Here is a 13780-nt window from a genome sequence, read left to right as displayed (position 1 = left end):
AGATCTATTCCTGTGGTGTTTCTTTGGGTTTGTTTCTGGTAAACCCACGCAAAATGTTTTTTACCTCATCTACAGCCTTCTCTTTGGTCTGATCTACCAATTTTTCAGCTTCCTGTCTGACACTGTCTTTCGCCACTTCCGCCCGTTGTTTGACTTCTTTCTTCAGGCTGTCCTCTCTCGCCTTGAATTCTGAAGCGATGTCCTGTTCCACTTTTTGTTTCACATTGGATGCCCTTGATTTCAAGGCATTGGTAAGGTAGGAATCAAGGTTGTCGCCTGAAGCCAAACGGACATTGGGTCTGTTATAGCTCCCGCCAATGTTAAAAGCCAAGGGGATCATGGTGGAAGAAAGGTCTGTTCCCACAAGTCCGGAAACCAGGTTATTTACCTGCGATCCAAATTTGCTTGCAGGTACTTGCATGGACACCAGGTAATTGATGCTCCCATCAAACCCGGTACTTCCCTGTACCTTGGCTTCATAATCCCATAAACGTATATCAAAAGGCCTGACATTCAACATCCCATCTTCGATTTCCGCACTGATGCTTAACGGCCGCAGGCTGATGGTACTGGTTTCATTCAAATTGGACAGGCTGGTGATCCCTCTTAAAAGCGGGCTGTCTTTCACGGCAGCTTCAGCCACTCTTATCAGGCCCTTCCCATCCAAGGTAGACAGAACGGGCGTCATATCCTGCGACAGTACACCGGAAAGGGAAAAATTGGTGGAAAACTTGCCGGTCACATGCTGGGCGATCGGTGCAAATGCCCTCACGGTCATAAAAGACTTAAATGTCTCCTGGACACCAAAATCCCCAATGTTCAAATTCATATCAAATGTTGGATTAAGTACATCCTGGGTATTGTAGTTGCCGCCAAAGGCCAAGGTTCCTCCTAATGTTTTGGTCTTAAAGTCCCTGAAAGTCAATATACCATCTCTCAGCACCATGCTTCCCTGCGCTTCTCTCAAAACCAGGTTGTCATATAAGATTTCATTGGCCTTAACATTCATGGTAAAATCAATATTTCTTGGCAGTTCCACCACTTGCAAGGCGGTGGTATCTGAAGAAGGCTCTCCTCCGGTCATCCATTCATTCACATTGAACTTGGTAGAGGTAATATCCAGCCGTCCCTTCAAAACACCCCCGCTCTCTGAAAACAAATACGCCATATAGTCGGAAAGATTCCCACTGGCCTGAACCGGGCTTTCCCCTAGCCGCGCATCGAATTTTGACAAGTTGATGGCGTTCGGTGAAAACACGGTATGGGCTTCCCTTATCCGGATTCCCTGCGGATAATCCATATCGGCATAATAAAAATCCCTTAACGTAATTTCCCCGGATGTCTTCAGACGGTCATATCGGTTTGCCTCCACATCGGCATAGCTTCCCTCAGAGTCGATGTCAGCCCTGACCACGCCTTCCATAATGACATCCTCGCTCGGAAAAATGGCAGCCAACTTGCCTAAATCCAGGCCTCCGTGAACAGCCAGGTCCCAGCTAAACCGGTCCAGATCCTGAATTCGAAGATTTCCATTAATCGTTTCTCCTTCAAGCTCAAAACCAAAAGAGGAAATGTCTACCAGCATATCACTCATTTTTCCTGAGGTATTGACAGCCCTGGCTTGCACATTCAGGTTTTCAATAGGAGCCGGGTACTCGACGCTCTTGATATAACCGTTTGACAGATTGATAGTGGCGTTAAGCGCAGGTATGATATTGTTGACACTATCGTACCGCCCCTTGGCCACCGCATCCAAAGCCAAACCACCCCGAAGCTCCAAATCTTCCAGCGGAAAAATGGCGGTAAGTTCTTTGAGGTCAAGGTTCCCTTTAAGCTGCGCGTCCATGTCATAATGTACGAGGTCTTTAAGATAAAACCGGCCGGAAAATGGCTGATCGCCAAACTGGAGAGAAAACCGGGAAAGGTTGATCTCAGTATAATCAATATTACCCGTTTCATTCTTAATCAGCAGGTCCATATTAACCTGCTGTACAGGACGGGGAAGGTCGGGATACTGAAACATTCCCTCATTTATGGTCAGTCCCAGCTGAAATGCAGGAAACGACGTTTCATTGTAAATTCCTTTAACGAACCCGGAAAAATCCATTTCACCCGAGGTTCTTAATCCCTGAAACGAATCGGTATAAATTCCAGGTACCAGCGATAAAACACTTTTAAAAGTATTGTCCTCTCCATAAAAACGGATATCCATTTCTATGTCCTCTGTTGGCATTGCCACGTGTCCATCAAGGCCAAACCCAAAGTCATTCAAAGCCAAAGAGGCGTTTTCAAAACCAAAAACCATTTTCTCCAAATCCACATTGATTTTGGAATCCAGTGTGATCACTTTGTTGGTTAAATACTCCGTGCCTTCATGCGACATCATGACGATGTTTCCGCGGCCCTTCGCCAACAAATCATAAACATCCAAGGTAAAGTCCGCCCTGCCGGCTAAATCCATGTCGGACAGCGCCATAAAAAAGTCCGTCTCCCTGTCATCGTATATAAAAGAAAGTCTGTTCACTTCAATCACATCCACGCCCATCCTGAACTCTGAGGGCTCAGTAGAAACCTCTTCTGAATTGGATTCATACATGATATCATAATTGGCTGTGCCGTCCTCCAACACTTTGATATACATACTGCCATCATTCAGATGGATTCCGGTAAGTGTGGGATAATCGTCAAAAATCACCGACCAAAGGTTAAAATCCACCTGCAGGCTGCCCACATGGACCAAAGTATCATTTTGAAACGGCGGGTTTCCCCTGATACCGAATTCCCTCACCGTTGCCGCGATATTGGGAAATCTTCTAAATACACTGAGACTGATTTGATCATAGTCATAATAAACCTGTGCGTTGACAGTCGAAGCTATTTCCTGGTCTATCTTTGCCAGGATTTTGTCCTTAAATATAAACGGAACAGCCACCATGGCCACCAACAGCAAAGCCAGTATTACGAAGATGGTAAAGGCAAATTTTTTCATAACATAAAAGATTAAAGAAGAAAAAGCCCCAAAGGACCTATTGGTATAAACGGACATTCGGGGAACCCGTCTTAAAAATTGAACAAAAATAATACCGCAAAACACACGGCCCCTTCAGTTATTGCACCGCGACACACAGCCCAATCCGGGTTAGGCCATAAGCCCTGCTAAAACAAAGTCAGACTGACATTAATTTAAAATGACAGTCTCCGTTTTTACTGTGGGAAATTTCCTTGCTCAGGTGGTAAACCGCTTCCAGCAGAAAGGCATTTTTCAACTGGCCGGCATCAATGGCCTTAAAACCTATCCATTCTATTAACCTTTTAAGGAATAATCTGTCGTCTCCCCCGTCTCCACAATAATAGGTTTCCTTTATCAAATCCAGCGGGTCAGACTGTGGGTAGTCAAGCCCGAGGTTGTTAAAGGCCTTGAAAATTTTCTGATGGCCGGTTTCATTTCGGATATAAGTTGTATTACAGCCCAACTCAGGATCATATTGGCCATTGGTACAATCCACCAAAAGCTTGTCCTCCGAGCCGTTTTCCTTTAAGTACTTGCACACCAACGGCAGAAACTCATTTTCACAACAGATCATGACCACATCAGAATCAGCAATGGCCTCTTTGTAGCTAAGCACATAATACTTTCTCATCCTGAGTATCTTCCATTCCACACTTCTGGTACTAAAACCTTCCCTCACTCCAAAAACTACATCCATGCCCCGTGCAATAAACCTGTTTCCTAAAGCCGTAGCTAATTTAGTACCTCCTAATATTCCTATAGTCATGTTATTTGTATCCAGTATTTAATCAGGAAAAGACACCTCAACTTCAAAGATAATTTCAAGCGTCTATATTAAAACCTGCTGTTAATTCATGTGAAGTCCCGGTGATAGCGTATAAACAGGTGAAATCTAATCAATTATCATGAGAATAAAAACATATTTTCCACGTAACCTCGCTATTTTTGCTTAATCTTTTTTATGCTCTATCAATGAAATCCTTAAGTGTATTCTGATTTCAAATCCCGCATCAAAAGCTGAACGCCGCCTGAATTTCTTCTCTGAATTTTTCATGTATCCGGCCATTGGTCGCCACTATTTCGGCTCCAAAGACAAAATTATTACCGCCACTGAAATCCGTGACCTTCCCCCCCGCCTCCTGCACAATGATGGTTCCGGCGGCCACGTCATAGGGCTGAAGATTGTACTCCATATAGCCCTCCACCCTGCCGCAGGCCACGTAGCACAAATCCACCGCTGCACTCCCCAACCTTCTCAATCCGTGGGTATTTTTGAGCAAGTATTTTAGCAGATCAAGGTATTTGTCCAATTTTCCCCCGTGGTCATAAGGAAATCCTGTAGCTATGAGACTTCTTGAAAAATCATCCACGGGGCTTACCCTGATGGGTTTGCCGTTACATTTGGCACCCAATCCCCTAACAGCGGTAAAACACTCATCCAGGTTGACTTCATAGACCACACCCGCGATAATCCCTTTTTGATCGGCCAAAGCAATGGACACAGAAAAGACCGGCACCCCATGAACAAAATTGGTGGTGCCGTCCAAGGGATCCACAATCCAGGTATATTCTTTTTGCTGCTCCTTCCTGGTCCCTTCTTCTGTGATAAAGCCAGCCTCAGGAAAAACTCCGGAAAGCCCCTCTACGATGATCTCTTCAGCGGTTTTGTCTACATAAGACACCAAATCGTTAAATCCTTTTTGTTCTACTTTCTCCAACTCGAAGCTCTCCCGTTCCCGGCGGATAAAAGCGCCGGCTTCTTTGGCGATAATCTCTACTTTTTTGATAAGATGGTTGATATCCATATCAGTTTTTTCCTGCTACTGTGATGACAATTTCTCCCTTGATGGGATTTTGATTATAATATTCAATGATTTCCCCCAACGGACCTCTAATATTTTCTTCGTGTATTTTGCTTATTTCCCGGCTCACGCATGCCATTCTGTTGTCCCCAAAGGCTTCCGCGAATTGCTGCAGTGTTTTCATCAACCGATGAGGGGATTCATAAAAAACCATGGTCCTCACCTCGGAGGTTAGGTTTTCTATTCTCGTTTTTCTTCCCTTTTTATGTGGTAAAAAACCCTCAAACACAAATCTGTCATTGGGAAGCCCGGAATTTACAAGGGCGGGAACAAATGCGGTAGCACCAGGCAGGCAGCTTACTTCCAGTCCGGCTTCCTTTGCTTCCCTCACAAGCAGGAATCCGGGATCAGAAATACCAGGTGTTCCCGCATCACTCACCAATGCCAGAACCTTCCCGGATTTCATCTTTTCTATCAGTTGGAGGATATTCTTGTGTTCATTGAAAATATGGTAACTTGTCAATGCCTTTTTGATCTGGTAGTGTTTTAACAACTTGCCAGTAGTGCGGGTATCCTCCGCAAGAATGATGTCAACCTGCTTCAATACTTCAAGAGCCCTCAAGGTAATATCCTGTAGATTGCCGATTGGAGTGGGAACCAGGTACAGATTGACCCCTTCAGTTTCCCTCATTTTGAAGGTTATCTATGGCCTTGGCCAAGTCCTTGTCTTTCTGTGTGACCACATTTCCCTTATCGTGGGTGGTGAGTTCGATGGTTACCGTGTTATAAGAATTGCTCCAATCAGGGTGGTGATTATGGGCTTCCGCTATAAAGGCCACCCGGGTCATAAAAGCAAAAGCTTCCGTAAAATCCTTGAATTTAAAAGTCTTTGTCAACTTATTGTTCTCTTCTTTCCACATTTTTCTATTCATTAAAGTGAAATAACGCCTTCAATTTTCGCTGCCCGCTCGTATATCTCAATAATGGCATCACTGCTGGGCATCATGGCCCTGATGGTAGCGCTCACATATGTCCCCTTGGTGGACACTTTGAGCTTCATCTCATTATTGGGAAGCAGCGCAGCCACTTCGCCCTCCCTTCCGTTCGGTACAATGAACTTAAACATATAGAGAGATGGAAAACTGGTCTGCAATTCCAATTTTTCCTTAAAGGAAGCCTTATCAAATTTCTTTATCATAGGTACTTTATTCGAATAAACGAATAAGTAAGCTGATTAAATCCCTAAAACCGCAAAAAAAATCCCATTCGTTGCCGAATGGGACCCTCAGTTTCTTTTTTTTGTCTCAGAAGAACCGGTATCGGTAATCCTTCACCTCTGCAAGATCTTCCATCGCCATCATAATCATATAAGATGTCCTTTGAGAGGCATTCCCTGTCACTTCATTCTGGTATCTGGTGAAATCCGCAATTTCAGGAGCGGGGGTAAGGCTGTTCAGCTGCGCCACGATCACTCCTATGTCTTCCTGAATGGGTTTGGACAATTGTCCGGTATCCTTCATTCCAAAAATGGCCCCAACCGCTTTCGGGGCAAATCCCACACCCGGAATCACGCTGGCATTGAGTCTAAGGTCAGGAGTGGATCCTATCGATGCCTCGGGAAAAACCTCCTTCATGGCTTCCAGCGTCTCCAGGCCTTTGATCTTATCCATTATATAGGCTGCTTTCTTTTCATTTCTGACCTCCGAAAGCACTTGGTCACGGGTACTCGCATCATTAAGGTCCGCGGTACCTTCCTCCGTCCTGCCGACCAACAAGGCCACTACATAAGCATCATCCAACTCAAATACCGAGGAAACATCTCCCACAGAGGCATCATTGAATGCCCAACGGATGACTTCTCTGGCGCCACTCATGTTGTTCAGTGAACGGGCAGATGGGCCCACCCCATTGGCTCTTGATACTTGGTAATTTTCCCTTTCCGCATTCTCCCGGAAAGATTTTGCATTATTGGAGTTAGCTGCAAAATAGTCTGCATTTCTGAACACATCATTACGGGTAATATCACTGGCCACCAGCTCAAGTTCCAATACGGCCAGTTTATAGGTAAGGCTTTTTGGCAATTCGGTTACCTTTATGATATGGTAACCATACTCTGTTTCGACCAACTTGTTGATCACGCCGGCGGAACGGGTGGCAAAAACAACATCCGCAAACTCCTCGATAAAGTCGTCTTTGGCAAACCACCCTAAATCGCCACCCCGTTGGGCTGTGGCATCCTGTCCATGTTGCATAGCCGCGGCCTCGAAATTTCCGGTGCTATTGACTTCGTCCAAAACTTCCTGGGCCCTTGCCCTCACCTGGCTCTTCGCCGCTTCATCCATCCCTTCAGTGCCTAACAATATATGACTGGCCCGCATCCTGGGCTCCCCATCAAACCTATCTGTAATCTTATAGCTGACATAGCTTGACCTGTTTGTCAAATAGGGACCATAGACCTCACCGACTTGTGGATCCTCCACGTTGGCTGTGAGGTTTTCCGGCAAGGGATCTCCGGGATAAACGGTCCTAAAAGGACTGGGGGATTCGGAATTTCTGATTACAAAAACCGAATCCGATTCCGTTTCTTTCAATTCGGCAGTCAAGCTGTTGATTTCTCTCTCCACCGCTGCGGAATCCTCAGCACTCGGTGCCAGCGTAAAACGAATATACTCCAGATCCCGGCTCTGAGTGACTTTGAACCGTTCCCTGTTTCTGCCCATATAACTTTTGAGGTCGGACTCAGAAACTTTCACCAATGAATCGGACACCGCATAATACGGGATATGCACATGGGATACATCGGCAATGGTATTCGCCATCTTGTGCTGTAACCTGCCTTCTGCTTTTGTGGCATATTCGGAGGTGGCCAGCATGTTGTCATATTTGATCCTCAATCTGGAATCCGCAAACAATTTTTCCTGCTGGGTCCAAAACCTCTGTTGTTGTGGATCCGCATTTTCCAAAGATTGCAAAAAGGCCACCAGTTGCTGACGATCAAATTCACCCGTTTCGGGATTGGTCAGCTCTCTCCGCAGTTCCGCTACGATGTTCTTGCCCTGAACCATGTCCACCAATTCCGCATCGGATACCATAAGGCCAAGTTCCTCATACTGGGTGGCAAATACCTTTTCTACGATAAGCGCCTGCCAGGCCTGTTCCCTGATGCTAAAAAGCTCGTTTTCTGTTGGGTTTCTCCCCGTGTTTTGCTGAAAAGTAAGTTTGGTCTCTTCTATCTTTTGAACATATTCATCATAGGAAATTTTCTCCCCGGCGATTTCTCCCACCGTCGTTCTGCTGGATCCCAAAATCATTGAATTGGGTCCCAAAATATCGCCGCCCACTAAAAAGAATATAAGCCCAACAGCTATTACTCCGATTGCCAGGCCTGTTCTTTGTCTGATTTTTTTTATTAATGCCATTCTTCTGTTTTTTGAAGTGTCGCAAAATAATTACATATAGCGGTAATTTCAAAATATTCGGGGAGCAATAAATCAAGTATTTCAGTTAGTTGGGCGGATTGATCTTCAATCTGACCGTATCTATCCGATGTTCCTGCTTAGCTGTCACCGTAAAGGTAAATGGCCCAAATACCACTGACTCCCCCCTCTGGGGAATATCCTCGGCCAAAGACAATATAAATCCAGATAAGGTTTCGAAGTCCCCGGAAGGCAGATTCCAATTGTATTTCTCATTGAGATAATCAATTTCGTGCCTTGCACTCAGTAGATACTCCGTTTCGGATACTTTCTGCTCCACGAGGTCATCGCTGTCGTATTCATCTTCTATTTCCCCGAATATTTCCTCAATTATATCCTCCATGCTTACGATCCCGCTTGTTCCTCCAAATTCATCCACCACAAGCGCCAGACTTTTCCTTTCTTTGATGAACTGCACCAGCAATTCATTGGCCAGCGCGGATTCAGGTACAATAATGATGGGGGTAAGAATATCCTGAACGGATTTGGGTTTTTTAAACAACTCAAGGTGATGGCAATAGCCGATGACGTCATCAATGGTTTCTTTGTAGACAATGATCTTGGAATGCCCGCTTTCGATAAATATTTTTTTGAGTTCTGCAATGTCATCCTCCACCTCCACTGCCACAATGTCAGTTCTGGGGACCATACATTCCCTGACTTTCACTTTTTTGAAATCCACTGCATTGTCGAATATCTTGGTATCGATTTCCACCTCTTCTCCCTTGGTGTCCAGATAATTCTGAATAAAACTGTTCAGATCCGTAATTTTAAATACCGGCTTGTCTTCGTTATATTCCAGCTTTAAAACATAAATGATGACAAATTTGGAGAGCTTCACCACAATCCACACGATGGGATACATCAGGTAATAGATAACCGCAAAAGGATAAGAAAAAAATGAAAGCATACTGTTGGGATTGAGAATGAATATGCTTTTGGGAATGAACTCCGCTGTCACCAAGACGATAATAGTGGAAACTATGGTTTGTAATATCATTACACCGGCTTGGTTTTCGATAAAATCCGGAAGCATATAAGCGATGACCGGCCCCAACAAATAAGCCATGAATATACCATATAACACCAATGAAATGGTATTTCCAAGCAAAGTGGTCCCGATGAACTGGCTGGGGTTTTGAACAAAATTGGATAATATCCTGCCGGTCATCTTGCCTTGCTTGCTTTGAAGTTCTATGTGCAGCCTGTTCGCAGAAACAAATGCGATCTCCAGCCCCGAAAAGAGGGCTGAAAAAAAAAGAGCGATCAAAACAAAAATCAAATGCTGCTGATCCATTAGCGTTTCTTCTTCTTTTTGGGCATATCCTGCGCGGAAGACCCTTCCTCTTCATTGTCTTTCTTCCTGTACATATACCAGAACAGCAAAGCCACGGCAAACATGAATACCGGATAAGAGGCATCAATTCCAACTTTCATCGTCAAATGGGTACCGATAATTACCAATGCCGCAGACAAGGATAGTAGGATGGTATCAGCTAATTTCATTTCTTAATTTACAAAATATCTTCAATGATTCCCGTCACCTTGGTGAATTTATAATCGTTGAACCCTTCATCGGCCTCCATCCCGGTGCCTTTGATGATCCTGGTAGGTTCTTCCACGGTCACAAATTTTTCTGTATAAATTTTCTTTGTGCGCGGATCCCAGAACAATTCTTCCGAAGAGAGTCTCTGATCTTTAAGCAGGTTATGTACCTGGACATCCCCTTCTCCCCGGTAAAGGTCGGTTTTTCTTTCATGATATCCCCTGTCCGCCCTGATCGTGGTGCTCAGTTCTCCATCTTTTTCAAAGAAATGAATCACTATCCCCTCCGGAAATTCAGTGTTGCCGTTTTGGAATTCCAGCTGCTTGTCAGCCATCAATTTGGTTCTGACTATGGCCGAGTCACTGTGGAGCAATTCGATGTCATGGCTTATCCTAATCGGGCCTTCGTAAAACTCCAACTGGCTTTTGTCAATATCCTCCCTGCAGGAAACCCCAATGAACACCCAAACGAGGATCAGAAGCAAAACATTTCTTATCATAGCCACAGTTTTAATACCCTGAAATTTCAGACAAATATACAGATGAATCCGCTACCAAAAAAAAGGCGGTATTGCTACCGCCTTTTGCTATTGATAATAATTGGTCTTATTGGTTATAATTGGGATCAATAAACGGGATCAGTCCCTGGTGGCCAAAGTCACGGTCTGACCAACCCAGCATCCTGTATTGATGGTCTCACCTACCTGAAACCCTTCTGTAAAGAGTTCTTCTTTAGAGGGGAATCTGGATTTCGCGTTGGACATCCCTTTGGTGTCACCGGCTTTGGCATAAGCATCATAGGCGGCAATAAAGATAGAGTAATCCTTCACCCTGCTTTGACCTCCTTTACACTCGCTGCTGGAGCCCATGATCAGGCCTCCTATAAATGAGTAGGCATCTTTTTCCCGGGTATTGTCCAATTCGGCTGATTTCAGGGCTGAGGATCTTGCCTGGTTTTTTCTGCCAAGGTTGGCATGAACTTTAGCCATATCCCAGTGAATCTCAGCGCGCTGCTCATCGGTAGTCGCCAGGGTCAGGGCTTTTTCAAAAAGCTCACCGGCCTTGTCATACTCCGAATTCTGCATGTACCTCAACCCTCTCACTTGAGAAGTCGAGAATGTGGGGTCATTATTGTCAATTACTTCCAGCGCACTTAGGAATGTAGGGCTATTGGTACACTTATGCTGCACAGAATACTGGAAAATCTGCTGGGCAAGCTTCATGTTGGTGGGATCCTTTGCCAACTTTGGTCCCATGTTTCTTTCTATGAAATTACAGTCTATGATCTCCATGGCAGTAAGCAGCTGTTCCAAAGTGGCTTTGGGTGTGGCAACATTGGCTCCTTCTTCCTCAGCCTCTTCCAACCTGCCCATTAGATCCTCATATTTTTCAATTACTTCATCGGGTGTATAAGCTTGATTGAAAGCAAAGTTTCTGTATATGGCATCAAAATAAGCGGCTATAAGTTGATGGTGAAGCGATCCGTTTAATTCCAGTGTCCTTTCGAACAATTCGGTAACAAGTCCTATCTTGTCTTTATCTCCTTTATAGAACTGATAAGCATAATAAGCCTTATTGGCTATCCACTTATCCTCGTTATCATACAGATCTTTTCTCAAATCATAGATGGTGAGGACAGAATCCTGATAAACCCTGGCTTCCTTTTCATCGGATACCATTTTGGCGGCGCCGGCATACACATCCACACCATTGATGTAGAGGGCCTCGTTGAGATCCGGGACATTGGTCAATAACCAATGCAATGGACCTTTTGCTTTTAAAAACTCATTGGACTTTTTATAATCGTTATAGGCTGCATTGGATTCTCTTGCCTTGTGTTCCATCTGCGGGTCAGATGGCCAATTCCAATTTCCCTGCGCCTGAGCCAGTCCTACCATGAGGAAGGACAAACATCCGATAATCGAAATTTTAATTTTCATGTTTGTCAACATTATTCAAATACTTTTTTATAAAACCAACTATTATCATTTATCGAGACTCCCAAAGATACTTTGAAATAATTCTCTCTTACTAATCCATTATCTACAGTTCCTCTTGTACCTACTTTAACCGCAAAATTTAATAGCGATAAAGCATGCACAGGTATCGAGGCCCCAAAATTAATGCCAACATCATCTATTTGAGTCTGGTTCAACACATAGGGCAATCTCTCGTATTCGACTCCTGCCCTGAAAGTGGAGCGCTGGAACATACTTTCCAGTGAGAATGCATCAGGGGTGTACTGACCTCCAAGTCCAATTTTAAAGGAGTTGCCCAAGGTACTTTCTGCACCTCCAAATCCCCTATATTGGCTAAAGTCCTGATGCTGTGCTTCTAGCCCTATAGCAAATTTATTAATTTTTTCATAAGTTACACCATAACCTAACCTATTAGGTATGAAAATAGTTCCCTCAACGTTGTCAGAAAGTATATCACCGGGCGCGTTGGGCATACTAGCTTGTCCTAATTCTGCCATTTTTGCAAACTCTTTTCCACTAATGTCGCCAAATACATGATAAATGGCTCCGAAGTTCAGGTATTTTTGGTTTCCGAGACGTGCCAGGTAGTACAGTCCCCCTTTTACCGTAAGATCGCTGAAAGTCATTCTCTCAAAATATTCCGAGGATATCCCTACAGGGTTCAGTTCTGCGGTGAGCAATTCAAGTTGGTTGGTACGTATGGTAGAACCAAAGGTGTATGAGCCGTGTATACCCAGGTTAAGGTTTCTGAACAACTCAAATCCGGTCTGCAGATAAACTTCGCTCAAACCGCCTCTGCCCTGAATTGTATTTTGGGATATCAGGTCAGAATTAACGACTTCAGAATTGACGGTCAGGTTATAATTGACCCCGGTCAGTTGGTTCAATCCCAGTCCCATGGTCCATTTTCTGGAGACCAGCGGGAAAGACATGGCCACGTAGCTCAGTCCTCCCCCATCAATGGCTTCAGACCCTGCCTCTGTGGACGCGTCCAGGCGGTTGTAATTTAATGCTGCCTGAAAGCTGAAAGCCGTATTTTTTACAGAAACCGCGGGATTGACATGGTTGATACTGAAACTGTTTCCAAAACTGATGCCCATACCTCCCATAGCCTGGTTTTGGGTCAGTCCCGAATTGTTGAACTTCCCTATGCCCAATGAACTGTACGTGGAAGACGTGGACTGTGCAAAGTTTTGATGTATCGTAAAACAGGTGAAAACCAAACCTATTATATAAAGCCTTTTATTTATCAACATTGTATGTTAAAATTCTTTCCAATCCATAAAGGACCAAATTGGGGATTACAAATATGTGGTCTTTTGTTAAGCTTTCAAAGTATTCCGCATCCCCGCCACAAATAAAGACTTTGAGATCCGGATAAATATGTGCATACGATTTTATCATGCCTTTCAGTTCTTCCCTGATACCAAAAAAAACACCGCTCTGCAAACAGGATACGGTATCCTTCCCTATAAATGGCGGAGGAAAGGTGGTTAAGGTGGCGAGAGGCAATCTGGCCGTCTGCCTGTGCATCGCCTCAAAACGCATGCTGACGCCCGGAGAAATGGCTCCGCCCAGGTATTCGTCGGCGGCATTGATGACATCATAGGTAATGCAGGTACCCAGGTCAATGGCGAGTGCCGGCCCATGGTTTCCCCAAGCCCTCGCTCCCATTACCGCAGCCAGCCGGTCAAGACCCAGAGTATGGGGGGTGTTGTATTTATTGTGGATAGGAAGCCTGATTCCATGGTCAAAAAACAGAAAGGGGAACGGGATGATGGATTCAAGCTCATGCTTGTCCCATTTTACCGAACTTACTATCGTGTGTGAAAATTCCAACGTAGCGCAGTGATCGATACATTCTTTCATACCCTGAAAGGATACGACCATGCAAAGCTCTTCTCCCACAAAAAGGCCTGTTTTTATCCTGGTGTTGCCTATATCTATTACCAATTTCCTTAACATAGC

General features: G+C 44.6%; 13 protein-coding genes. All 13 read right to left on the bottom strand.

The window, feature by feature from the left end:
* Positions 1-4: 4 nt before the first annotated feature.
* The 13 genes from ACFPFU_RS05705 to ACFPFU_RS05645 all read right to left on the bottom strand — a co-directional run bounded on the left by ACFPFU_RS05705 (position 5) and on the right by ACFPFU_RS05645 (position 13777).
* Positions 5-2989, bottom strand: coding sequence for an AsmA-like C-terminal region-containing protein (locus ACFPFU_RS05705; RefSeq protein ID WP_377062405.1), 2985 nt, complete (start codon positions 2987-2989; stop codon positions 5-7).
* Between the two features lie 178 nt (positions 2990-3167).
* Positions 3168-3776 (bottom strand): NADPH-dependent F420 reductase, encoded by a 609-nt coding sequence (locus ACFPFU_RS05700; RefSeq protein WP_377062403.1) that lies wholly within the window; start codon positions 3774-3776, stop codon positions 3168-3170.
* A gap of 244 nt (positions 3777-4020) precedes the next feature.
* Complete coding sequence (locus ACFPFU_RS05695; RefSeq protein ID WP_377062401.1) at positions 4021-4815, bottom strand: inositol monophosphatase family protein; 795 nt, start codon at positions 4813-4815, stop codon at positions 4021-4023.
* A 1-nt stretch (position 4816) separates the two neighbouring features.
* On the bottom strand, positions 4817-5503 hold the full coding sequence (rsmI, locus tag ACFPFU_RS05690; RefSeq protein WP_377062399.1) for a 16S rRNA (cytidine(1402)-2'-O)-methyltransferase: 687 nt from the start codon (positions 5501-5503) through the stop codon (positions 4817-4819).
* Positions 5490-5732 carry a 4a-hydroxytetrahydrobiopterin dehydratase gene (locus tag ACFPFU_RS05685; RefSeq protein ID WP_377062397.1) on the bottom strand — a complete coding sequence of 81 codons (243 nt, stop codon included), beginning with the start codon at positions 5730-5732 and terminating at the stop codon, positions 5490-5492. The genes rsmI and ACFPFU_RS05685 overlap by 14 nt, the downstream gene beginning before the upstream one ends.
* 11 nt (positions 5733-5743) lie before the next feature.
* Positions 5744-6010: a DUF493 family protein gene (locus ACFPFU_RS05680; protein WP_377062395.1), complete on the bottom strand. Its 267-nt coding sequence runs from the start codon at positions 6008-6010 to the stop codon at positions 5744-5746.
* Positions 6011-6116: 106 nt separating this feature from the next.
* A complete protein-coding gene (locus tag ACFPFU_RS05675; RefSeq protein WP_377062393.1) occupies positions 6117-8231 on the bottom strand; it encodes a SurA N-terminal domain-containing protein in 2115 nt (704 codons plus the stop codon).
* A gap of 85 nt (positions 8232-8316) precedes the next feature.
* The gene (locus ACFPFU_RS05670) at positions 8317-9585 is read right to left on the bottom strand and encodes a hemolysin family protein (protein WP_377062392.1); all 1269 of its coding nucleotides are present in this window, start codon (positions 9583-9585) and stop codon (positions 8317-8319) included.
* Positions 9585-9794: a hypothetical protein gene (locus ACFPFU_RS05665; protein ID WP_377062390.1), complete on the bottom strand. Its 210-nt coding sequence runs from the start codon at positions 9792-9794 to the stop codon at positions 9585-9587. Before ACFPFU_RS05665 ends, ACFPFU_RS05670 begins: the two co-directional genes overlap by 1 nt.
* An 8-nt stretch (positions 9795-9802) precedes the next feature.
* Positions 9803-10333: an LPS export ABC transporter periplasmic protein LptC gene (gene lptC / locus ACFPFU_RS05660; protein WP_377062388.1), complete on the bottom strand. Its 531-nt coding sequence runs from the start codon at positions 10331-10333 to the stop codon at positions 9803-9805.
* A gap of 138 nt (positions 10334-10471) precedes the next feature.
* Positions 10472-11773, bottom strand: a complete 1302-nt coding sequence (locus ACFPFU_RS05655) for a tetratricopeptide repeat protein (RefSeq protein ID WP_377062386.1) — start codon at positions 11771-11773, stop codon at positions 10472-10474.
* A gap of 11 nt (positions 11774-11784) precedes the next feature.
* A complete protein-coding gene (locus ACFPFU_RS05650) occupies positions 11785-13068 on the bottom strand; it encodes a hypothetical protein (RefSeq protein ID WP_377062384.1) in 1284 nt (427 codons plus the stop codon).
* Positions 13055-13777: a type III pantothenate kinase gene (locus ACFPFU_RS05645; protein WP_377062382.1), complete on the bottom strand. Its 723-nt coding sequence runs from the start codon at positions 13775-13777 to the stop codon at positions 13055-13057. The genes ACFPFU_RS05650 and ACFPFU_RS05645 overlap by 14 nt, the downstream gene beginning before the upstream one ends.
* Positions 13778-13780: the final 3 nt, after the last annotated feature.

This window comes from Negadavirga shengliensis (assembly GCF_042652345.1).
In the GTDB taxonomy this organism is placed as follows: Bacteria; Bacteroidota; Bacteroidia; order Cytophagales; family Cyclobacteriaceae; genus Negadavirga; species Negadavirga shengliensis.
This window is presented reverse-complemented; position numbering and strand designations above follow the sequence as displayed.

Coding starts and splice junctions, on each gene's coding strand:
- ACFPFU_RS05705 (WP_377062405.1), bottom strand. CDS start 2,989: ATGAAAAAATTTGCCTTTACCATCTTCGTAATACTGGCTTTGCTGTTG.
- rsmI (WP_377062399.1), bottom strand. CDS start 5,503: ATGAGGGAAACTGAAGGGGTCAATCTGTACCTGGTTCCCACTCCAATC.
- ACFPFU_RS05675 (WP_377062393.1), bottom strand. CDS start 8,231: ATGGCATTAATAAAAAAAATCAGACAAAGAACAGGCCTGGCAATCGGA.
- ACFPFU_RS05695 (WP_377062401.1), bottom strand. CDS start 4,815: ATGGATATCAACCATCTTATCAAAAAAGTAGAGATTATCGCCAAAGAA.
- ACFPFU_RS05665 (WP_377062390.1), bottom strand. CDS start 9,794: ATGAAATTAGCTGATACCATCCTACTATCCTTGTCTGCGGCATTGGTA.
- ACFPFU_RS05670 (WP_377062392.1), bottom strand. CDS start 9,585: ATGGATCAGCAGCATTTGATTTTTGTTTTGATCGCTCTTTTTTTTTCA.
- ACFPFU_RS05680 (WP_377062395.1), bottom strand. CDS start 6,010: ATGATAAAGAAATTTGATAAGGCTTCCTTTAAGGAAAAATTGGAATTG.
- ACFPFU_RS05685 (WP_377062397.1), bottom strand. CDS start 5,732: ATGTGGAAAGAAGAGAACAATAAGTTGACAAAGACTTTTAAATTCAAG.
- ACFPFU_RS05645 (WP_377062382.1), bottom strand. CDS start 13,777: ATGTTAAGGAAATTGGTAATAGATATAGGCAACACCAGGATAAAAACA.
- ACFPFU_RS05700 (WP_377062403.1), bottom strand. CDS start 3,776: ATGACTATAGGAATATTAGGAGGTACTAAATTAGCTACGGCTTTAGGA.
- ACFPFU_RS05650 (WP_377062384.1), bottom strand. CDS start 13,068: ATGTTGATAAATAAAAGGCTTTATATAATAGGTTTGGTTTTCACCTGT.
- ACFPFU_RS05655 (WP_377062386.1), bottom strand. CDS start 11,773: ATGAAAATTAAAATTTCGATTATCGGATGTTTGTCCTTCCTCATGGTA.
- lptC (WP_377062388.1), bottom strand. CDS start 10,333: ATGATAAGAAATGTTTTGCTTCTGATCCTCGTTTGGGTGTTCATTGGG.